This window comes from Vibrio sp. B181a, assembly GCF_030248375.1.
Taxonomy (GTDB): domain Bacteria; phylum Pseudomonadota; class Gammaproteobacteria; order Enterobacterales; family Vibrionaceae; genus Vibrio; species Vibrio campbellii.
In genome coordinates this window covers 100,163-123,339 of the sequence record NZ_JAHGAD010000020.1, presented here as the reverse complement: position 1 = coordinate 123,339, position 23,177 = coordinate 100,163, and the positions used below count along the sequence as shown (strand labels likewise).

Annotated in this window: 16 protein-coding genes; 7 read left to right on the top strand and 9 right to left on the bottom strand. The window is 46.0% G+C overall.

The window, feature by feature from the left end:
- Positions 1 to 8: 8 nt before the first annotated feature.
- From KIO97_RS09780 to KIO97_RS09770, 3 genes are all read left to right on the top strand, one after another.
- Positions 9 to 521, top strand: coding sequence for a hypothetical protein (locus KIO97_RS09780; RefSeq protein ID WP_038891356.1), 513 nt, complete (start codon positions 9 to 11; stop codon positions 519 to 521).
- A gap of 121 nt (positions 522 to 642) precedes the next feature.
- Positions 643 to 2,289: a pyridoxal-dependent aspartate 1-decarboxylase PanP gene (panP, locus tag KIO97_RS09775; protein WP_045378344.1), complete on the top strand. Its 1,647-nt coding sequence runs from the start codon at positions 643 to 645 to the stop codon at positions 2,287 to 2,289.
- A gap of 311 nt (positions 2,290 to 2,600) precedes the next feature.
- Positions 2,601 to 3,455: a MurR/RpiR family transcriptional regulator gene (locus tag KIO97_RS09770; protein WP_005444542.1), complete on the top strand. Its 855-nt coding sequence runs from the start codon at positions 2,601 to 2,603 to the stop codon at positions 3,453 to 3,455.
- A gap of 78 nt (positions 3,456 to 3,533) precedes the next feature.
- Here KIO97_RS09770 and KIO97_RS09765 read toward each other — a convergent pair whose 3' ends face one another.
- Positions 3,534 to 4,778 (bottom strand): iron-containing alcohol dehydrogenase, encoded by a 1,245-nt coding sequence (locus tag KIO97_RS09765; RefSeq protein ID WP_285382222.1) that lies wholly within the window; start codon positions 4,776 to 4,778, stop codon positions 3,534 to 3,536.
- Between the two features lie 358 nt (positions 4,779 to 5,136).
- On the opposite strand from KIO97_RS09765, the gene KIO97_RS09760 reads away from it, so the two are divergent.
- Positions 5,137 to 5,403, top strand: coding sequence for a GrxA family glutaredoxin (locus tag KIO97_RS09760; protein WP_005428550.1), 267 nt, complete (start codon positions 5,137 to 5,139; stop codon positions 5,401 to 5,403).
- A 182-nt stretch (positions 5,404 to 5,585) separates the two neighbouring features.
- The gene (locus KIO97_RS09755; RefSeq protein ID WP_285382220.1) at positions 5,586 to 7,268 is read left to right on the top strand and encodes an aspartate:alanine antiporter; all 1,683 of its coding nucleotides are present in this window, start codon (positions 5,586 to 5,588) and stop codon (positions 7,266 to 7,268) included.
- A gap of 115 nt (positions 7,269 to 7,383) precedes the next feature.
- Here KIO97_RS09755 and fabV read toward each other — a convergent pair whose 3' ends face one another.
- The 8 genes from fabV to KIO97_RS09715 form a co-directional block, all read right to left on the bottom strand.
- Positions 7,384 to 8,586 carry an enoyl-ACP reductase FabV gene (fabV, locus tag KIO97_RS09750; RefSeq protein ID WP_051118852.1) on the bottom strand — a complete coding sequence of 401 codons (1,203 nt, stop codon included), beginning with the start codon at positions 8,584 to 8,586 and terminating at the stop codon, positions 7,384 to 7,386.
- 179 nt (positions 8,587 to 8,765) lie between these two features.
- Positions 8,766 to 11,051, bottom strand: coding sequence for an acyl-CoA dehydrogenase (locus tag KIO97_RS09745; protein WP_045452924.1), 2,286 nt, complete (start codon positions 11,049 to 11,051; stop codon positions 8,766 to 8,768).
- Between the two features lie 69 nt (positions 11,052 to 11,120).
- Positions 11,121 to 11,747: a TetR/AcrR family transcriptional regulator gene (locus tag KIO97_RS09740; protein ID WP_038891364.1), complete on the bottom strand. Its 627-nt coding sequence runs from the start codon at positions 11,745 to 11,747 to the stop codon at positions 11,121 to 11,123.
- A 456-nt stretch (positions 11,748 to 12,203) separates the two neighbouring features.
- Positions 12,204 to 13,379, bottom strand: coding sequence for a Na+/H+ antiporter NhaA (gene nhaA / locus KIO97_RS09735; RefSeq protein WP_045452927.1), 1,176 nt, complete (start codon positions 13,377 to 13,379; stop codon positions 12,204 to 12,206).
- 331 nt (positions 13,380 to 13,710) lie between these two features.
- Positions 13,711 to 14,826, bottom strand: a complete 1,116-nt coding sequence (locus tag KIO97_RS09730; RefSeq protein WP_077201281.1) for a lipocalin-like domain-containing protein — start codon at positions 14,824 to 14,826, stop codon at positions 13,711 to 13,713.
- A gap of 8 nt (positions 14,827 to 14,834) precedes the next feature.
- A complete protein-coding gene (locus tag KIO97_RS09725; RefSeq protein ID WP_285382215.1) occupies positions 14,835 to 17,288 on the bottom strand; it encodes an ABC transporter permease in 2,454 nt (817 codons plus the stop codon).
- A complete protein-coding gene (locus KIO97_RS09720) occupies positions 17,269 to 17,940 on the bottom strand; it encodes an ABC transporter ATP-binding protein (RefSeq protein ID WP_005428554.1) in 672 nt (223 codons plus the stop codon). Before KIO97_RS09720 ends, KIO97_RS09725 begins: the two co-directional genes overlap by 20 nt.
- Positions 17,941 to 18,069: 129 nt before the next feature.
- Positions 18,070 to 19,446 (bottom strand): MATE family efflux transporter, encoded by a 1,377-nt coding sequence (locus KIO97_RS09715; protein WP_285382213.1) that lies wholly within the window; start codon positions 19,444 to 19,446, stop codon positions 18,070 to 18,072.
- A gap of 95 nt (positions 19,447 to 19,541) precedes the next feature.
- On the opposite strand from KIO97_RS09715, the gene KIO97_RS09710 reads away from it, so the two are divergent.
- Both KIO97_RS09710 and KIO97_RS09705 read left to right on the top strand, forming a co-directional pair.
- Positions 19,542 to 20,987: a DUF2867 domain-containing protein gene (locus KIO97_RS09710; protein WP_045378332.1), complete on the top strand. Its 1,446-nt coding sequence runs from the start codon at positions 19,542 to 19,544 to the stop codon at positions 20,985 to 20,987.
- Between the two features lie 207 nt (positions 20,988 to 21,194).
- Positions 21,195 to 23,096 (top strand): alpha/beta fold hydrolase, encoded by a 1,902-nt coding sequence (locus KIO97_RS09705; protein WP_285382210.1) that lies wholly within the window; start codon positions 21,195 to 21,197, stop codon positions 23,094 to 23,096.
- The last annotated feature ends 81 nt before the right edge of the window (positions 23,097 to 23,177 follow it).

Here is a 23,177-nt window from a genome sequence, read left to right as displayed (position 1 = left end):
GAATAACAATGAAACGCTTTGTCGTTGCGGCGCTCCTCGCTACAAGCTCAACTTTCACTTTTGCTGCTGATCAGCAATGTCTTGCAAATAAATACGACGGTTACATCGACGCTTCTCTGCAGTGGTACCAAGATCTCGTTGACCTAACCGTTACGCAATACCCTGATTTGAAAGAAGTAAGTCAGTGGTTCTTAGAAGGTCGTAAGCACCACTTTGAGCTTAACCGTGAAGCGGTACATTACTTCTTGAAAAACGATCCTAGCCGTGTTGCAACAGAGCAACCCGTCGAAGCATGGCTGAAGCTAGAACAGCACGATGTAAAACAACTGGCGACACGCAGCGATGAACTAGGCCAAGCGGCACAAAAGACGTTCAGCGACCGCCAATCAGCAAACCACCCAAAGAACTATGACCTACGTTCTGCTTTTGCTGACTTATTAAGCCATCCAAAACAGATCGATTCTGCACTTAATAAGTACAATCAATCAATTGCTAAGATTGAAAAGCAGAAGTGTGAATAAACCTCGCCTAAGAATTTCATTTCAGCAACATGGGTTTCAATAATTAAAACGGGACTTTGCGCCCGTTTTGGTTTAGATTGTGCCGCTCGCATTACCAAAATAACTACAAAGATTCTTTGCTATGGTTAAGGAACAAAAAACCGCTGACGTTAGCTTCGAGAGCTTGTTAAAGATCTTCACGATTCCTGAAGGTCCAGATTCGACGTTGACCAAAATCGACGAAAGTCTCTCCCAGAACTTGAATCAATTTCTTCGTGAACACATCGTGGCAGAAGAAAAGCCTTTACACGAAATAGAGAAAGACTTTTCTTCTGCTCAGATTCCTGAGCAACCTGAGTTCGTTTCAGACCACACCGAGCACCTACTGGATACTTTGGTATCTCACTCGGTTCACACTTCTGCACCAAGCTTTATTGGTCACATGACTTCTGCCCTACCGTATTTCTTAATGCCGTTGTCGAAGATCATGATTGCTTTAAACCAAAACTTGGTAAAGATTGAAACTTCGAAAGCATTCACACCACTTGAACGCCAAGTACTTGGTATGTTGCACCGCCTTATCTACGGACAGGACGATAAGTTCTACGCTAAGTGGATGCACAGTGCGAAGCACTCTCTCGGTGCATTTTGTTCTGGCGGTACCATCGCCAACATTACTGCGCTTTGGGTTGCACGCAACAAGGCATTAAAAGCGAACGGCGCATTTAAAGGCGTGGAGAAAGAAGGTCTATTCAAAGCCATGAAGCACTATGGCTATGAAGGACTGGCAATTCTGGTTTCAGAGCGTGGCCACTACTCATTAAAGAAAGCCGCTGACGTGCTTGGACTTGGCCAAGAAGGCTTGGTTGCTGTCAAAACAGATGCGAATAACCGCATTATCGTTGATGACCTTAAAGTGAAAATCGCTGAGCTTGAAGCACAAAACATCAAGCCTATCGCTGTCGTTGGTGTTGCAGGTACAACCGAGACGGGTAGTGTTGATCCTCTGGCTCAAATCGCCGAAGTTTGTGCGGAACACAATTGCCATTTTCACGTGGATGCAGCATGGGGTGGAGCTACTCTGATGTCGAATCACCATCGTCACCTGCTTGACGGTGTTGAGCTTGCAGACTCGGTCACCATTGACGCCCACAAACAGCTCTACATCCCAATGGGCGCGGGCATGGTTCTGTTTAAAGATCCAGACGCGATGAAGTCTATCGAGCATCACGCGCAGTATATCTTGCGTAAAGGTTCAAAAGACTTAGGCAGCCACACTCTGGAAGGCTCACGTTCAGGTATGGCGATGCTGGTTTACGCAGCGATGCACATCATCAGCCGCCCTGGTTATGAACTGCTTATCGATCAGAGTATTGCCAAGGCTCGTTACTTTGCTGATCTTATCAACCAGCAGGAAGACTTTGAGTTGGTGTCTGAGCCTGAGCTTTGCCTGCTGACCTATCGCTATTTGCCAACTCATATACGAGCAGCGCTAGAAAAAGCACAAGGTACGCAGAAAGAGAAATTGAACGAGTTGTTAAACCAGCTGACTCAATTTATCCAAAAGCGTCAACGTGAAACGGGCAAATCATTCGTTTCTCGTACTCGACTGAACCCAGACCAATGGCAGCGTATGAACACCATCGTTTTCCGTGTTGTATTAGCCAACCCATTGACCACGAACGATATTCTAAGTGCTGTTCTGGATGAACAACGCGAAATTGCTTTGCAAGCTCCAAGTTTAATGGCGAAGATTGAAGAAACAGTCGAAGACATTCTCAATTCTTAAGCGTCAATGTGAGTTACATCAAATTGAAAATTTCTTTCGTTTTGGTGTAACTCAAACATCATTATTGTGCCACTAGAGCAACAAACCAACTATCCCACATCCAATTCTGTAGTTTTTACAACATTTTGTTTGAGGCTTGTCAAATTCTCACGAAATAGTAACCGTATTTGGTTTAGCCAGATTGAGGATCGGGTTTATACTGATTTTATGGCGCTGGTAGTTTTCGTTAACGCCCCTCTAGACCGAGAAGCCCTTGGGTTTCCACCCGTTAGCAGAGCCAGCGAGTTGTTCTCTATACCCTCGTGAACACTATGAATACATTAGAAAAAATTCAAAAAAATCTGGAGAATTTCAGTAAGTCAGAGCGCAAAGTTGCAGAAGTAATTATGGCGTCTCCACAAACTGCAATTCATTCAAGCATTGCAACGTTAGCGAAAATGGCTGACGTGAGTGAGCCTACTGTAAACCGTTTCTGTCGCCGTCTGGATACCAAAGGTTTCCCGGACTTTAAACTTCACCTTGCGCAAAGCCTTGCCAATGGTACACCTTACGTTAACCGTAACGTGGAAGAAGACGATGGCCCTGATGCCTACACGCACAAGATTTTTGAATCGACAATGGCGTGTTTGGATGTTGCGAAAAACAGCCTTGATGCGATGCAAGTTAACCGTGCGGTTGATCTGTTGACTCAAGCGAAGCGCATCTCATTCTTCGGTCTAGGCGCCTCTTCTTCTGTTGCGCGTGACGCTCAAAACAAGTTTATCCGCTTCAACATTCCAATTACTTGTTTTGAAGACATCGTAATGCAACGCATGAGCTGCATTAACTGCAGTGATAACGACGTGATCGTTCTGATTTCTCATACGGGTCGTACTAAGAGCCAAGTTGAGATTGCGAACCTTGCACGTGAAAACGGTGCAACCGTTATTGCTATCACAGCAAAAGATTCACCGCTAGAGAAAGCAAGCTCACTGGCTATTACTCTAGACGTACCAGAAGACACTGACGTTTACATGCCAATGGCAAGTCGCGTAGTACAAATGACGGTGATCGATGTGCTAGCCACTGGCTTTACTCTGCGCCGTGGCACTGGCTTCCGTGAGAACTTGAAGCGAGTAAAAGACGCGCTGAAAGACAGCCGCTACGACAAGCTGAGTCAATACTAGCGAATCGACTTAGTCAGTAATAAAAAATAGAAAGGGGAGCTAAATAGCTCCCCTTTTCGTATCTGGTCAATCGTATTTCTATTGATTCACATCTGAGAGATCAGAACGTGACTCCAACACCTCTACTGAGCTTACATGTTGGCTACCCTCACTCTCGCCCACGCAGGCATCGCTGCAATCACATACTTGGCGAAGAATGTACACCAAACGATCTTGCGTAAGCGGTAATGGGTTACCTTTGATGGCAACTGACTTTAGTGCATCATCGGCGACTTGCTCAAACGACGTCTGACACACACCAAATTTTCCAAGCTGAGGTAACTCAAGCTTATCCAGCACCATTTTCACCCAAAGTACGCCGTCATGCTCGTTGGCATTGGTTCTTTCCGTGACGAGTTGCGCCAATCGCTTGTAACGGCTTATTACGTCGCTGCGCCCTGCCTTTTTTGCAGCATTGATGTTTTCTTGCATAACATGAGGTGCCAAACGCGCGGTAATGACACTGTGAGGAGCATCAAGCTTGCCACCCAATGCAGAAGCTAAACCGTGCGCAGCGCCTAGCTTAGCGTTGGTGATGGCCATTCCACCCAAAAGTGCTGCAAAAGAAAGGTCTGCTCTGGCTTTGTGACTGTCTTGCTTACACCCTGCAATGACCGAACGGCTTAAACGACGCAACCCTTCCTCACACACCATGTCAGTGAGCGGATTAGGATCACCACATACGTAAGCTTCCATAAGGTGAGTGAACGCATCCATCGCGCCGCGACCAGAGGTATATTGATCAGTGCCATAGGTTAACGTTGGATCGACTATCGCTACATCAGCAAGCATTTCCGGGCTTCTTAAACTGACCTTCACTTGATCTTGCCCCGACTTAAGCACCGCATTTCTGGTCACTTCAGATCCAGTACTTGCTGTCGTAGGAATTGCAATAAAATGAATCGGTTTGGTTTTTAAAGGTACGTTTCGCCCAACCACTTCGACGTAATCATAGACATCACCTTGGTTGGGGATGATAGCGGCAAGTGCTTTGCCCATATCAATGACACTGCCCCCACCAATGGCAATGACCATGTCCGGCTGAAACTTGCGCCCAAGCACGGCAGTTTCTTCCACCATGGTGATATTAGGTTCGCCATTAATGGCGACATGCTGATAACGCATGTTCTGCGCTTTTAGATAATTAATGATAGGTGTGGCTCGTTGCGTATCTTTACCCGTGACCAGTAAAACGCTGTAGCCAAATTGATTGATTACAGACAGCGAAGATTGGAGCGCCCCCTCGCCGAAGATAATCCGTGTCGCAGTCATAAACTGAAACATACACTTCCTCCCCAAACAACAACTCACACTAGAGTGCTATGCTTTCAGCAAAAAAAAGTTGACCGAGTGCACCTTGCCGCCATTAACCCTACATTAAGTATGTTTTTATGCGTCACTTCACATACTTAACACGCCATTTAAACGATTAAGAATTGCCCTCAAAAGTGACTTTTCTTGGCTATAAGCTTAGTGCGCGTTCAGTTTTTATACGATAGATTTCACCTATCGAGACAAGAGGTAATTGCTACTTTATTTCCGTAACTGGATCGGGCATAGTTATCCCAACAAATGAAGGCGTGTACCGACATGAAGTCTAGTGTCGCTTTCTACAAGAAGAGATTTTAGGAGAAATAAGATTATGTTCGTAGTTATCTTTGGTCGCCCAGCTTGTCCATTCTGTGTTCGTGCAAAAGAGCACGCAGAAACGCTAAAAGCAAAACGTGATGACTTCAACTACCGTTACGTAGATATCCACGCTGAAGGCATTTCTAAAGCTGACCTAGAGAAAACAGTTGGTAAGCCAGTAGAAACTGTTCCTCAAATCTTCATCGACCAAACGCACATCGGTGGTTGTGATGACTTTGAAGCTTACGCAAAAGAGCACCTAGGTCTGTTCGATGAGTAATTCAAATTACTGATTTTTTAAAGCCGCTATTAGCGGCTTTTTTATTATCTTTCCAAATTAGAATTCCCCTACGTCAAGTAATAGTAAAACCTAAAAAATTTCACTTATCTTTTTTCCATATTTAGTTACAATTCGAAATTCTTAACTATTTTATTTGGCACACACCTTACCCGAGCCACGCAGTGAACATAGACGTCGTACACCTTCTCGAACAAAACCCCATTCTTCTAATCTTCGTCGTATTAGCAATTGGCCTTGCCATTGGTAAAATTCGCTTTGGAAAGTTGCAGTTAGGCAATTCTATTGGCGTTCTCATTACTTCTCTCGTAATGGGCCATCTTGGCTTTTCTTTTAATGCAGAGGCCTTAACCATCGGCTTTATGCTGTTTATCTACTGTGTAGGTATTGAAGCTGGGCCTAACTTCTTCGGCATTTTTTTCCGAGACGGTAAACATTACTTTATTCTAAGTATGACCGTATTAGTCTCTGCGGTAGGTCTTACCTACTTTTGCAGCCACTATATGGGCCTCGATTTTGGTTTATCTGCCGGTATGATGGCGGGTGCTCTTACCGCTACGCCTGTTCTGGTAGGTGCACAAGATGCATTAAACTCTGGTCTTGCAACCATTCCGCGTAACATGGACTTTTCTTTGGTATTAGAAAATCTATCCGTCGGTTACGCGATGGCTTATCTGGTGGGTTTGATCAGTATGATCATGTTCGCCAAACTGCTGCCAAAGCTGCAAAAGCAAAACCTATCGGATTCAGCGCAGCAGATCGCACAAGAGCGTGGACTTGGTAACTCTAGCCAACGTAAGGTGTACCTGCCGATTATCCGTGCGTACCGTGTTGGCCCTGAGCTGATTGACTGGGCAGATGGTAAGAACCTTCGTGAGCTGGGCATTTACCGCCAGACAGGTTGTTACATAGAACGTATTCGTCGTAACGGCATTCTGGCCCACCCAGATGGTGACGCAATCCTACAAGAAGGAGACGAAATCGCACTAGTAGGTTTCCCAGACAGCCACGCACGTCTTGACCCAAGTTTCCGTAACGGCAAAGAAGTATTCGACCGTAACCTACTTGACCTTCGAATTGTCGAAGAAGAGATCGTGGTTAAAAGCGATGCAATTGCTGGTAAGCGTTTATCTGATTTGAACCTATCGGAATTCGGCTGTTTCTTGAACCGCGTAGTACGTGCTCAAATTGAAATGCCGATGGATTTAGACATTGTTCTCGCTAAAGGTGATGTACTTCAGGTGAGTGGTGAAAAGAGTCGTGTTCATGGCCTTGCTGAGAAAATCGGTTTCATCTCGATCCACAGCCAGATGGCAGACTTACTCGCATTTTGTAGCTTCTTTATTCTGGGCATTATGTTTGGCTTGGTGACCATGACGTTTGGTCAAGTGTCATTCAGCTTAGGTAACGCAGTCGGCCTATTACTTTCTGGCATCACACTGGGCTTCCTACGAGCAAACCACCCCACTTTTGGTTATGTTCCACAGGGGGCACTGAACATGGTCAAAGACTTAGGACTGATGTTCTTTATGGTCGGAATTGGTTTGAGCGCTGGTGGTAAGATTTTTGAGCACCTTTCACAAGTCGGTCCGCAGATCATCGGTTTGGCGTTTATCGTCAGCGTTGTGCCTGTCGTGCTTGCTTACCTAGTTGGCGCTTACGTACTTAAGATGAACCGTGCCCTACTCTTTGGTGCCATCATCGGTGCGCGTACATGTGCGCCAGCAATGGATGTAGTGAACGAATACGCGAAGTCGACAATTCCTGCTCTGGGTTATGCTGGTACGTACGCGATTGCTAATATCTTGATGACGCTAGCAGGTACTATCCTGATTATTCTAAGCTAAACCCTTTGAATGAGCGTTGCTGGTTGGTTTTAGGTAGCGCTCATGATTCAACACAAGGCATTAAGACACAAAAAAGGCGCTCATTGAGCGCCTTTTTTAATTCCGTTAGAAACGATTAGATTTGAGTGAAATCTGTTTCTACTGCTGGGTTCACGTCTGCTTCGTAATCCACACCGTCAACACCGAAGCCGAATAGCTTCAAGAACTCTTCTTTGTACTCAACGTAGTCAGTTAGCTCTTTTAGGTTTTCAGACGTGATCTGTGGCCATAGGTCACGACAGTGTTGTTGGATATCTTCGCGCAGTTCCCAATCATCCAGACGTAGACGGTTCACTTCATCTACTTCTGCAGCGCTGCCGTCTTCTTTGTAAAGACGCTGGCTGAACATACGGAAGATCTGCTCCATACAACCTTCATGTACGCCTTCTTCACGCATTTTCTTGAATACCATCGCGATGTATAGAGGCATAACAGGAATTGCAGAGCTTGCTTGAGTCACAACAGACTTAAGTACCGCTACGTTTGCGCTACCGCCAGTTGCAGATAGTTTCTCGTTCAGTGCTGCTGATGCACGATCAAGGTCCATTTTCGCTTTGCCTAGAGCACCATCCCAGTAGATAGGCCAAGTTAGCTCAGTACCGATGTAGCTGTATGCTACTGTTTTGCAACCATCTGCTAGCACGCCAGCTTCTGATAGTGCGTTAATCCATAGTTCCCAGTCTTCACCGCCCATTACGGTTACTGTGTCTTGGATTTCTTGCTCAGTTGCAGGCTCTACGCTTGCTTCGATGATGACGTCTTTGTTGGTATCAACAGCCGTTGACGTGTAAGTCTCACCGATAGGCTTAAGTGCTGAACGGATTAGTTCACCCGTCTCTGGCATTTTACGTACTGGAGAAGCCAGTGAGTAAACCACCATATCTACCTGACCAAGGTCTTCTTTAATCAGATCGATTGTTTTCTGTTTTGCTTCATTTGAGAAAGCGTCGCCGTTTAGGCTTTTCGCGTACAGACCTTCTTCACGTGCTAGCTTCTCGAAAGCAGCCGCGTTGTAAAAACCTGCTGTACCTGGCTTCTTCTCTGTGCCTTCTTTTTCGAAGAAAACACCGATAGTTGAAGCACCGCCACCAAATGCCGCAGCGATACGAGAAGATAGGCCGTAGCCACTTGATGCACCCACAACAAGAACGCGTTTTGGTGCGTTTTTAATTGGGCCTTGTGCTTTAGTGTAAGCAATTTGTTCTTTTACGTTAGCTTCACAACCCACTGGGTGCGTAGTAGTACAGATAAATCCACGAATTCTAGGTTTGATGATCATATTCAACTTCCTTTAAAAAACGTTGCTAGGATAAAAGGTTCAGCCCTACTTCGCACCTAATTTCTGTAAAAATGCTGCGAAAATGCAAGTGGTTGGAGCACTCAACAGAAAAACCTAAAGGCTCAAACACAAAAAAGCACCTCAATTGAGGTGCTTCTCTCATTTTATACTCAAACGCTTCATGCTGCTGAGTTCAGGTGCGATTTCTTCGTCGTCACGTTGGTGCGAACTTCTGAGAAATCGTGACTAAAGTGGTCGACTTGAATCGCTTTGTAGCGCAACTTATCTGCCGCCATGATTTGGTCGATTTCTTGCTCTGTCAGTACCTCGGCTTCAAACGCTTGCTGTAGGCGGTCATGCAATAGACCTTTACGCGCTACTTTGCCATCTTTTGCAGCTTTCATCAGCTTACGCTCTAGAGGCTTCACATCGTACATCGCCAAGAATGCACGTTCCATTAGGCCAACGCTGTCGTCTTCCTCTTTGCCGATGTAGCATAGATGAGTCAGTCGGTCACGTTGAGCGCCTGGTGTCATCATCGCTTCTGCTAGGCTCACACATAGCTCGTCGCTTGGCGCATTGAAGTGGTTACCCAATGGGAACAACAAGCCTTTTAGAACGCCACCTACATATTTCACCGGGAAGTTCGAGTAAGCCTCATTCAATGACTTCGAAGCATTGTATAAGCAGTGTTGTACTGCATAATGTACAAAGTTCAAATCACCCTGCTGACGACCTTCATCTTCATACTTCTTAAGTGCAGCAGAAGCCATGTACAAGTAGCTTAGGCCATCACCAAGGCGTGCAGAAATCATTTCTTTGCGCTTCAGGTCACCGCCTAGAGTCAACATTGCGAAGTCTGCACTCACTGCCAGCGCGCGGCTGAGGCGAGTAATATCTTTATAGTATTGCTGCGTCGGTCCGCTCATGTGTGCTTTCACGAAGCGAGAACCAGTCAACGCTGCACCCAATGCGCCAAAGGTGTTACCCATTGCGTGTTTGATATGTTTGAACAGCAGATCATCAAACTCTTTTGCGCCCTCTTTCGGATCAGGATTGGCCGCCGCTTCCATCTCTTTCAACACGTATGGATGACAACGTGTCGCACCCTGACCAAAGATCATTAAGTTCCGAGTTAAGATGTTTGCACCTTCAACCGTAATCGCGACCGGAATACCTAGATAGTGTTTTGCTAGGTAGTTCATTGGACCGTCTTGAATAGCACGACCAGCATGGATATCGAAAGAGTCATTTAGGATAGTACGAGCGATTTCCGTCATGTGGTATTTCGCAATCGCAGTTACAATGCCTGGCTTCTCCTTCATATCTAGAGAAGTGGTGGTTAGCGTTCGAGTCGCTTCTAGTAGGTAGGTTAAACCACCAATGCGCCCCATCGCCTCTGCAACACCTTCAAACTTACCAATCGACATACCAAACTGCTTACGAACATAAGCATAAGCGCCAGTTGTGCGTGTTGTTAGGTGGCCAATCGCTGTGCCTAGTGCAGGAAGGGAAATGCCTCGTCCAGCCGATAGACATTCCACCAACATACGCCAACCTTTGCCAGCGTATTCAGAGCCACCGATCAACCAATCCATTGGAATAAACACATCGTTACCGCGTGTTGGGCCGTTCATGAATGCAGAACCCAGTGGGTCATGACGCTCGCCAATTTCGACACCTTCGTGATCAGCAGGAATCAGTGCACAAGTGATACCCACGTCTTTCTTGTCACCAAGTAGACCATCAGGATCTTGAAGCTTAAACGCTAGACCAAGAACCGTTGCTACGGGTGCTAGAGTGATGTAACGCTTGTTCCAGCTAACACGGATACCTAGAACTTCTTCACCTTCATGCATGCCATAACACACAACGCCTTGGTCTGGGATACCACCAGCGTCCGAGCCCGCTTCAGGACCAGTAAGGGCAAAACATGGAATATCCGTACCGTCTGCAAGACGCGGCAGCCAATAATCTTTTTGATCTTGAGTACCATAGTGAGAAAGCAGCTCACCCGGACCAAGAGAGTTTGGAACCATCACTGAAACCGCAGCACTGATACTACGCGTTGCAATGCGAGAAACGATGGTTGAGTTAGCCAGCGCTGAAAACTCTCGGCCACCGTATTCTTTTGAAATGATCAGCGAGAAGAAACGCTCCTTGCGTAAAAACTCCCATACTTCTGGTGGAAGATCTCGATCGTCTTTCACGATCTTTTGGTCATCCAACATTTCTAGTAACGTTTCTAGCTCATTGTCCATGAAGGCTTGCTCTTCAGACGTCAGAGCAGGCTTCGGATAATGATGTAGCGTTGTAAAGTTTGGCTTGCCTGAGAATAGCTCAGCGTCCCACCATACACTGCCCGCTTCCATTGCTTCTTTTTCAGTACTCGACAATGGAGGCAGTACTTTCTTAAACATTTTAAATGCTGGGTCACTAATCCATTTTCTTCGTAGAGAGCTCATAGTTCAGATCCTTTTGTTCACGTCACCGCTAGCGGCTTTAACTTATCTTTATTATTGATTTAATATGCATTACTTTGCCGACATGCCAGCCGACAAGTATGGAATCAAAAGGTCGACGACAGACTTAACATCAACCTCTTTTTCAAACTTACTTTCTGCAATTTCTGTTAACGCTTGGCTTGATGCCATAGTGAAAACGCAAGTGCCTAATGTGAAGTGTAATCGCCAGAACAATTGTTCTTCGGTTAATTCTGGGTTCGCTTTCATGATGGAAAACATGAACAAGCTCATCACTTCTTCATATCTTGTACTGATAAACCAGCGTAAATGACCTTGTACGTCGGTGTAGCCTCGACCAATCAGTAACATAAACAATGCCGTACCGTTCGGTCTCACCTCATTCAACGATCTTAGCGGTAAACGCAACGATTCAAACACTTCATCCATGTTGTAGCTATCACGTGTGTTTAGCTCGATTAACGACGTCTTAATACTTGGCATTAGCGCTTCTAGGTAACGGTCTAGCACTGCCCTTACAAGCGTTTTCTTGTCGCCAAAGTGGTAGTTAACCGAAGCCAGGTTTACGTTTGCCTTACCAGTAATGGTTCGTAGTGATGTGTCATTGAAGCCGTATTCTGCAAATAGTCCTTCTGCTACATCGAGTATTTTTTCTTTTGTTGTACTTCTCGGGGCCATTTCAATCACTCGTATTAAACAACTGTTTGAAAATATACTCCCGAAACCTGAGATTAACAAATGATTAACATCACATTTTCACGCATTGGTCTGACCAGAAAGAAAAGTGACGCTTTAAGAGAATGAATTTAAAGCGAATATTATTTTGTGAAAAAAACTTCTAAAAAAAATGGAACTGTTTGGAATTAGTCCGGTCTGAATTACTGTAACAACTAGGGCATTTAAAGTTTTTCAGGCCGTCAAACTTGTTTCTATCTAGTTGCTACATTGCTGCTTTTTCTTATTAACTCCTATGTTTGTATCCGCCCAGACACTTTTTAGTCTGGGCTTTTTTTCGCCTGTCATTTGAGCTCCCCTTTGGATGAGCTTTGTATTGTGCTTAGCAAACTTCGCCAACCTACAGATACAAAAAAGCCTCCCAGTCGGGAGGCTTTCGGTAAATTATTCTATCTTAGCTTACGCTTTTTTCTCGCTTGCGACTTCTTCTACCGCTTTCTTCGGCAATGAGAAGTGCAGTAGTGCATAGCCAATAATCGCTGCGGTCGTTGAGCCCATCAAGATACCCAATCGAGCGTAGGTATCAAACTCAGGGCTTACGTTAGCAAACGCTAGCGATGAGATGAAAATCGACATCGTGAAGCCGATACCACAAAGAACCGACACTGCAAAGATATGGATAAAGTTAACGCCCTGAGGCAGTTTTGCGATACCCAGTTTCACAGCAGCCCAGCTGAATGTGAAGATACCCAGCGGCTTACCCACCAATAGGCCCAGAGCGATACCTAGCGGTAGCATTGAAGTCAGACCTGACATCGATACACCCTCTAGCGAGATACCCGCGTTTGCAAAAGCAAACAAAGGAAGAATACCGAACGCTACGTATGGATGAAGTGCGTGCTCCATGTGTTTCAGTGGAGAATGCTCGCCTTTCTTGCCTTTAAGTGGAATAGCAAAACCAATTACTACGCCAGCAAGTGTTGCGTGAACTCCTGATTTAAGTACAGCAAACCATAGTATCGCACCTACGATCATATATGGCGTCAGCTTAGTGACCTCTTTGGCGTTCAGCATGAACAACACACCGGTCATGACAAAGCCAACAAGTAATGCCATCGTTGATAGATCGCCTGTGTAGAACAACGCGATGATAACCACGACACCAAGGTCATCAATAATAGCCAATGCTAGAAGGAATACTTTCAAGCTGATTGGCACACGCTTACCAAGAAGCGCCATAATACCAAGAGCAAAGGCAATGTCTGTTGCAGCTGGAATAGCCCAGCCAGAGATAGCCTCTGGGTCACCGGCGTTGAAAGCCACATAAACCAGTGCCGGTGCTAACATACCACCTACCGCTGCAATAGCAGGGAAGATCGCGGTTTCTTTCGATTTTAGTGCACCTTCAAGTAGCTCACGCTTTACTTCAAGGCCGATTAATAGGAAGAACACGGCCATCAAGCCGTCATTAATCCAGTGAGACACTGACATACCAAATACATAAGTATGCAGCATCGCTTGATAACTTTCGCCAAGCGGTGAGTTTGCAATGGTCATAGCAATTGCAGCTGCAATTACAAGAAGGATACCGCCTGCGGATTCCATTTTAAAAAAGTCACGAATGACATCGTTCATGGTTTCGCCCTTATATTTATTATCTTAATAAACGAGTAACAAAGAATGATGAGAGTTTATAGCTGAAGAAAATGTAAGAATAATCGCTTGTTTAGAGTTTAAACTTCGATTTTTCCGATGTTTCATATACGAAACATCGTATTTTTCAACAAGAACATATTTTTTTACAAGACCTGCCTATCTCCTTATAAGCTCAATCTATTCACATAGACTACTATTAAGTTAGTATAATATCTGATGAATTTTCGTGATTAACGTGCGGTTTTACACCGAAAATTGCGTGTTTCATTACCAAAAAAACCACCCAACTGGATGGCCTTTTCTGTTCTGTTTAATAACCGGTGAGCTGCATAAATCCCCAAGCTTCATTAGAACCGGATGCGAGTATCGGGCCTTCCCAATAAGGAATCACAAACGGCAACCACATGTCCGATTTTATGATTCTCGTCGTCAAATTTATGTTCTGCTCAGGAACGTTAATAATCCATTGGAGAGGTAACCTTCTTCCATTAGAAAGATTAGTGACGTGTAGTGGCGTCATCGTGATGTCTTTATCAGTTAGATTGATGACTTTTCCAGAGCGCGTTGACAACGTACCGAAGAGATGAGGAACCTGGCCATTGTGACGATAACGACTTACTGTAAGCGCTCGCCCATCATCAAGGTTAAACACAAACCAATCCCAGCCTTGCTGGCCTTCGCCAATCAGGCCACTTCCCCACTCTTTCTGCGTCCAGGCTGAGCCAGAAACAGGGATCTCGCGACCATTAAGGGTAAGCGTCCCTTTCACATTCAAGAAAGGCGCGCTGAAGCTGAAAGAGGCGATCGATTGAAGGGCATGCTTAACCTGAAACCCTTTATCACCGTTCACCACAAATGGACCGCTGGTTGTTGTGTTCAAATCGAGGGCAAAAGCGTCAGTGGCGACATCCAGATTGCCTGGGAATGGTGTTGAACCAAGAGCACGCCAATTCCAGTTATCAATCCACAAACGGAACGGACGATTGGTCATCCCAGCTTGGCCAATACCACCACGGGCGACGCGCTGCTCTTTCCATACGTGAGAGCCATTGCTGATAACAATGTGGGCAATAAATAAGTGTGGGTTCTGCCAACCTCGAGTATCACGTTCGTCTGTCGCTACGCGGAAATAGCTCCATTGAATGTTGTACACTTTGCCGTGCTTGTCCTGAACCTTAGCAAAGTAGTTCCACCACTCATGCTGGTAATCTGGGTGAAAACGGAAATCATCGGGTAGCGATACATGCTCATCAGGTAGGACTGGCTCGAAAACCGTCTTACTTTCACGTTTGAGTACATCGCTGATCTCACCCTGTTCTGTTGCGGTCGCTTCCGCCCATAGTGTCAAATACAATGCTACGCCAGTCATCGTGATTGCAACGATACACAACAATACCGAGAGAGATAATCGCTTTTTAGGTTTCATGTTTTTCACTACAGCGCATCCCTCAATGACTTCATTGGCGTGCTCTTAATCATTCTAATCACTGGCAGCGCACCAGCGATCATAATGGCCAGCATTGCCCAAGCGATGGTTTGAGCGTACTCCCAAGGAATGGTTTGCAGCTCCAGCGACCAACCGAATGATTGCTTAATAATGATATCAACGATCAGATGTGCCAGTGCTAAACCCAGTGGTACTGCAATAATGGCGGATATCATACCGAAGGCAAACAACTGAAGGCCTCCTAACATCACCAATTCTTTACCGGAAACGCCCATACAGCGTAGCAATGAGAAGTGTCGTTGACGAGAAAACTCGCCCGCTAGCGTTGCGAAGAACAATCCAAATACGGCGATAATCAAAGTGATGTTGCCTAGCGTTCCCGCAATAGCAAAAGTATGATCAAACACGCGCATGGCTTGGTTATAGATATTGTTGTTGTCGAACACTCGATCCTGAGGTAAACGGAACACGTTTTCTAGACGACGCTTCAAGCCCTCTCCGTTAACGTTGTCCTTCACCAAAACGCCAAGCCCTACATTACCTGAGCCAGCAAACGCGTACAGCCAATTACGATGCGACATCATGACTTGGTTGTACGGGTTACCGTAGTCGTAATACACACCAACGACTTGCCACCCTCCACCTAATGGAGGCTGAAGATCAATATAGTCACCCGGGCGAATATCGAGCTTCAAAGCCATGGATTCGCTCACCATTAAGCTCTTCGAATGGTGCAAGTGATACCAATAGTTCGGCACACCAAGCTTCACAGTCAGAGAGTCCAACTCCCCTTCTGAGGAACCAGTACTCACTACTTGCAATGCACCACGTTCCGTTGGGACGTCTTTTTCCCAACGCCACCAGACAGCGTCTACTTCAGGTTGTTCTTTCAACCAAGCGCTCATACGTGCTGCTGAGTTGTTAGTTGGGTATATATAGAGGTCGGCGGCTAGGCGTTGGCTTAACCATTTATCCGTCGTATCTCGGAAGCTACCAACCATGGTTTCCACACCAATATTTGCTGCCAAGGCGAGCATAAACGCCATCGTCGCAACGCCACGGTAACTCATGCTCGCAGCCGCATCAGCGAAGAACCAACGCACACGCACCCAACGTAGTGAGTAAGAAAAGCTTTGGAACATATGCCACATCAAAAATGGCATAAACAAGGCCACACTGATTAGCATCAAGGCAATAATGGCAAAACCCGACTCTTGTGTTTTAGGTGCTTGGTACACGGCTACGGCGGCGACACAGAAAGCACAAGCCGCAAAAGCTTGCCAAGAGAACTCACGTCCAGCAAAACGCATCAGAGATAAACGAGAAGAAAGGCGAATCGGTTGCGATTTCAGCAGACGAATCAGCGGCCAAAGACATGAAATGAGAGCCCCCATCGCTGACATCACTAAACTGTATAGGCTCGATTCCCATGACCAGCCTATCGTTAGGCCAACATTGGCGTCGTAAAGATCGCTCAAGCTCGACGAAACTGCTGGGATCAGCTCATTCGCTAAGATAAGGCCAAAGAAGTTACCACAAGCCCATGCAACCAACACAAGAATGGTCAGTTCAAGCATCAAAGCTTGGGCGAGCTGTATACCATTGACACCAGTTTGGCGAAGTATGCCGACCAAGCGCTGGCGCTGAATAAACGACAGTGACATTGCTTGGTAGAAGATGAACAAACCCACTAAGAACGACAGCATGCCCATCGCCGTCAAGTTCATGTGAAATGCTTTCGTTAAAGACTCTAGCTCAGTACGGCTGTTACGCACCAGTGTCATACCGTTAGGCAGCATGTTCTTAAGAGCCAGTATTTTCTCTTCTGGCATTTCACCACAAGCGATAGCAGACAAACCAGAGCTGCGCTTGAGCATACGAAGCAGAGAAATATCGGTTACAAGGCGAGTGCCGGAGAGCAGGTTATCTGAGTCGACTTTTAGTGGCCCAAGTCGACTACCATCATTGAGTTGAATAAAGTCGCCATCGCTCCATTGCATGTGTGCAGCCAAGTCTTGGCTTGCAAGGATAGGATAAGGAGGCTTCATTAAAGACAGCATCGGTAGGTCTTTAAGCGATTTACCCTGCTGTAGAGGCAATAAGGCGACGGGATCGACACCAACCAACATCAAGCTTAGGTCGGCTTCCGTATCAAGGTGGAGAATATCAAACGGCGCACACTGGTTGAAACCAGCACGACGCAATTGGATATAAAAGCCTTGGGGGATTTTATTAGCAGAATGCTTAGTACGAATACGGTAAGGCAAAGGGTTTGAAAAAAGTTTCTCACCGGTTTCGTAACTCTGTTTCGCGTGTTGGTTAATAGAAGTAACACCAACAAGGAGTGACACTCCAAGGGTTAAACCAAGCCAAACAAGAATAATTTGAAGTGGATAGCGGCGGTAGTGACCGAGTAGTGCTTTAACTACGGGCCATAACATGCAGCTGCCCTCCTTGAAGACGGATTCGACCTTCCATGTGTTCTGCCACCTTTTCACTGTGTGTAACCAGCAGCAAAGTACACTCTAACTGGCGTGCTAGGCTCGTAAGTAAGCGCATTACGGCTTCGGCATTGCGCTCATCCAAGCTACCTGTTGGTTCATCGGCAAGCAGAATTTTCGGTTCCATATACAACGCACGAGCAATCGCAGCACGTTGTTGCTGACCACCGGACACTTCTTCAGGGTAACGACCTAAAAGCGGCATAAGGTCGAGAGCGGAAAGGATTTGACGCCACAAGCCTTTGTCTTCTGGTAAGCCTTTCAATTGGCGACAGAAGCGGATGTTGTCAGCAATGTTCAGGGTAGGAAGAAGGTTAAACTGCTGGAAGATATTACCAATGTTATTACGGCGATATAAGGTTCTTAGATGCTCTGGTGCGCTGTGCATGGCAAAGCTTGGGTACTGGATCTCGCCTGAATCAGCGGTATCGAGACCTGCGATCAAGTTAAGTAAGGTACTTTTACCTGAACCACTCTCCCCCATTAATGCAACTTGTTCACCTTGTTGTAATGTTAATTCTGCCCCTTGCAGTACAGGATGAAATTCTCCCCCGTCTACATAGCCTTTACATAGGTCTGACAGTTTTAACATTGATTTTGCCGCTCAAATGGTGTCTAAAAATTGGAATCAGAATCTACACTAAAATGCTGTTGGTAGGAAGTATTTTGAATAGTTGATCACACTATCAGGGTACAAATGCAACTTGTCTCGAGACACCACTCAAGCTTCGATCAAATTTTTCATCCATTTCTTACTCGCCATACGTTGAAAACACGTTCCCCACTTCACCACTTCTTCGGTCAAAAACAGTAGATAAACCCATTGCGGTTCAAAACCAAGGTAGATTGCACCGAAGGCAGCGAGAGGGATACTGATCACCCATTGTGCGATCAGATCTTGATATAAACAGAACTTCACATCCCCACCTGCGCGTAGCACACCAACAATGGCCATCATAGGCACGGAGCGCAGAATCACACCAATAGCGAGAATCACCATAAACTGCTCAGCAAGGTGCCGAGTTTCTGGTGTCAGTGCGCTGAATGCATCGAGAATAAGTTGGTTAGAGAGTAGAAGCAAAATAGCGACAACGATGGCGATGGCTACATTCAGGAAGACCGTTGCCCACGCTTGGTAGTAAACCGGACCAAACTGCTTCGCGCCTAGTTGGTTGCCTACTAAAACAGCCGCTGCATTAGATGAACCTATCATCATGGCCAGAGCAATCGACTCAACCGGTGTCATCACTGATAAAGCAGCCAAGCCTTGCACTCCGGCCTGCCCCATAATGGCGTGATAGGCAAACAAACCGCCAGCCCAAGCAAGGAAGTTAAATGTGGTAGGAAGAGATAACTTCAAGAAACGTGTGATTTTATCCAACACCAAGCTGGCACGAATATCATCCCATCCAAACGCGATGATGTGTTTTTTAAACCACAAGTAACTGAATAGGCATGTGACCTCTATTACGCCACTGATCACTGTCGCGATCGCAGCACCTTTAATCCCCATTGGAGGAAAGCCAAATTTACCGAAAATCAGCACCCAGTTGAGGAAAATGTTAGACGCAATACCAATGCCGCTAAAGAAAGTACTTAGCCCAGGTTGATGCATGGCACGTAAACCTACAGCCATACTCGCGACACAAGCTACAGCGAACATACTAACCGATGAAATCACCAAATAGTCAGCCCCAAGACGAATCACTTCCTCTGAATCCGTCGTTAGGCGCATAATTGGTTCAGGGAAGAGTACGAACAACACGACGGTGAAAGCAGCGAACACCATGGAGATCATCCAAGTCAATGACGTGCTTTGGCGAACTCCGACTTTATCGCCCGCTCCCCAATATTGTGCCGTTAGCAGCGCACCACCCGTTGTCACACCAAGGAGCATAATCGTGGTTACAAAGGTCGCTCTTGCAGCAACGCCGACCGCTGCAATTTCCGCTTCACCCAACTGGCCTAGCATCAAAACGTCCACCAAGCTTCGACTAGAGAACATCATGCTCTGCAAAGTAATAGGTAATGCGATGGCAAACAGTCGACGTAAAAACGACTTATCAGCATGAGTAATCAATTGTGAAAAAAAAGTCATGCTCGCTCCGTCGACAACTTATTGATAGAAAGGGAAAAGTGTCTCATGATTATACCCAGTGGTGACTAATCCACCAGCAATAAAAAGGACTCAGAATGAAAAAGGTGTTGGTACTTGGGGCTTCCGGTTACATTGGCTCACAACTTCTTCCACAACTGCTCGACAAAGGTTACATTGTCACTGCAGCAGCGCGTCATATTGACTATCTAGAATCCCGAACTCAGCCACACCCTAACCTCACCCTTACTTATCTCGATCTAGCGGATGCGCAAGCAACGCTCGAAGTGGTGAATGACTTTGATTTGGTGTTCTTTCTTGTGCACGGTATGGCGCAAGGCCACGACTTCGTTGAATACGAATTAAACCTCGCAGAGAACTTCAAAAATGCGCTTGAGAAAAGTCGTGTAGAACACGTTATTTACTTGAGTGCGATTCAGCCTCAAACTGGCAACTCTCAACACTTAGCGGCACGCAAAGCGACGGGAAAGATCATTCGTCAAGCTGGCGTGCCTGTTACTGAACTTCGTGCAGGCGTGATTATCGGTCCCGGTTCTGCGGCATTCGAGATCATGCGCGACTTTGTCTACAATTTGCCGGTTCTTATTGCGCCTAAATGGGTAGATTCCAAAGCTAACCCAATCGCCCTCCCCAACCTTAATCATTATTTGCTTGAACTGGCAGAAACCAAACCAACAGAGAGTGAAATCTACGAGGTCGGCGGTCCGGATACATTAAGTTATCGTGAGCAATTTGAAGTCATTTGTAAGATTACCAAGAAACCTTACCGACTTTGGTCTACGCCACTGCTGACACCTAAAATGGCATCGTATTGGTTGGCCATCGTGACATCGGTTCCTGCAAATATCGGTAAAGCGTTACTTGCAGGTTTAGAACACGACTACATTGCCGATACCAAAGCCATTCATCAGCGATTCCCACAGCAGCTGATTAGCTACGAGCAGTCTGTTGAGGACACGATCGCAACGGAAGGCACTTTTGTACGCAGTAACGTCTGGGGCTTCGAACCTGCCGCACTCAAACGCTGGCAGCCGGGCTATGGGTACTATCCAAAACAAGCGGGAGCGAGCATCAAGACTAAAGCTTCTGCCGAATCACTTTGGAAGGTGGCACAAAAGATCGGTAGCCCTGAAAAAGGCTATTACTTTGCTAACATCCTTTGGCGCACCCGAGAATGGCTCGATATCTTCTTTGGTGGCGGAAAACCCATTCGTGTTTCCCCTCCCGGTCCAGAGCTCAAAGTGGGTGATTTCATTGATTCTTGGAAAGTCATTCGCTGCGAAGAGAACCAGTTCCTCTCGCTATTTTTTGGCATGAAAGGGCCAGGGCTTGGTCGTTTGGAAATCACCATTAAAGACGATGGTGAGGAGCGTGAATTCGATATCACTGCATGGTGGCATCCCCAAGGCTTTCCGGGCTTACTCTACTGGTTTGCGATGATGCCTGCTCACCTGTTTATCTTCAAAGGCATGGTTAAAGCCATAGCGAAAGAAGCAGAGGCGCTAGAGGAAAAACAAAACTAAATAAAGCGAACCATTGGCACGGATGCCAGCATAAAAGAGTAATAAGCTAAGGGTCGATGAGAGAGGGTTTTAGATTGATTAACGCGGAGTCAATTTATTTGAATTTATCTCAGGCCAGCCCCCGTATTACTCTTAATCCATGCCTTCTTCTTACCCACTTCATCTTGTGCGAAGTGGTGACCACAACAAGCAAGTATTGGAATCACAATGGGTAATCGATACATCATTAGCAACAAACACCACGATAACTTCATGCTTCACCAGCAACACGTAGATAAGATTGCATTGGTGACTGAAGGTGGTGGTCAACGCGGCATATTCACTGCGGGCGTTCTCGATGCCTTTTTACATGCTGATTTTAATCCATTCGACTTACTTATCGGCACTTCTGCAGGCTCCCTCAACCTCGCCTCTTACATATGCGGGCATCAAGGTCACGCTTACAAAATAATTGCAGAGACAACGCGACGCCCAGAATTCTTTAAGCTGACGAAATACCTCCTCAATGGCGAAGGCTTAGATTTAGACTTTCTGGTCGACAATGCGGAAATTGACATCCCACTCAATTGGGAAAAAGGCTCGGATTTACTCAAAACCAAACAAGTCGTCGCTGTAGCAACCCATGCACGTAACCTAACCACCGAGTGTTTCGATGTCACTCTAGATAACTGGAAGGATGTACTTCGAGCGTCCTGCGCGATTCCTGCCTTGCATAAAAAGCCGGTGGTGTTCGACGGTGCACGTTGGCTTGACGGCGGTGTGTCGGCTCCCATTCCTGTGGAAGAGGCTTACCGTCGAGGTTACAAACATATCGTTGTGGTCCGAACAATGCCTACCGATTTTGACGAGCACCACCCTCTCATTGAGGCCATTCTTAAGCATGCGCCAAGTAAAGCCATGAGTGAGCTATCAGCTATTTTACTCAAACACGAAGAGACCTACCGTCAGACTCAACGCTTTTTAGCCAACCCACCGGATGACGTGAATATCTACGAGATTTCACCTGCTAGAAACCTGAAATCGTCCGTCGTAGAAAGTACGAAAAAACAGCTGGATGCCGATTACTTGCACGGGGCGCGATTAGGTCGTCTGTTTGTTGCTAGTATTGGCAGAAAGCTGAATATCCCTTACAAGCCATACAAACGCTATAAAACCATCACTTCTGAGTTTGTAAATGATGATGCCCATCATCAGAAAATCGAACAAGTATGGCTTAATAGAAGGCGCGGATACATGAAGGGGGCAATGAACAGCGACATCGCTTGGATCAACGTTAACCCTCAAAACTATTCAAGAACACTCGTCATTGTACAAGGACGTAATGAATCGGTTTGGAAGTATAAAGAACTTATTTATGAGTTAAGTCAGTATTTTAATGTATACGCTTTTGACCACCGTGGTCAGGGAGAATCTCAACGATTAGCCGAGCACAGTGAACTTGGACACGTCGACCAGTTTGAGCACTATGTAGAAGACTTAGCGTTATTTCTTGAACAGGTTGTCGCAAGCCAACACAAAACTGAAGTAATGATACTCGCCCACTCTATGGGCGGAGCTATCGCGACACAATACCTAGCGAAGTATGACCACAACATCAAAGCTTGTGCCCTCACAAGTCCAATGTTTGGCATCAAGCTGCCTAAAGTTGTTGGCGGTATCCAAAGTGCGACAATGAAGGTGATCAGCCAACTTCAGAAAACGCCGAACTTCGCTCCGACACAAACCGCCTTTGTTACTAAGACTTTCGAAGGAAATGATCACACGACAAGCCCAATCCGCTTTAAAGCTTACAGTGATTTACTCAGCAATAACCCAGAGCTGCGATTAGGCGGTGTCAGTCCAAAGTGGATCAGTGAAGCCATTGCAGCAGGAAAATATTGTCTATCTCAGGCTAAGCATATCAAGACGCCAATTCTGATCGTGCAACCAGAGGGAGACAACGTTGTCTCCTTAGCAGCCCAAGATACATTCAATGAAGCGTGCACCAGCTCAAGACTATTAACCATACCTCACGCTAAACATGATGTTTTGATTGAAGCGGATCGTTACCGTGACTGGGCGTTAAAGCACATCCTGAATTTTTACGATCACAGGCATCAATTTGTTTAGCTGCGAGACTTAACCCGCGCCTTAAACTGAGACGGCTAAATACAAAAAAGCGTACACAAAGATCATGTGTACGCTTTTTGC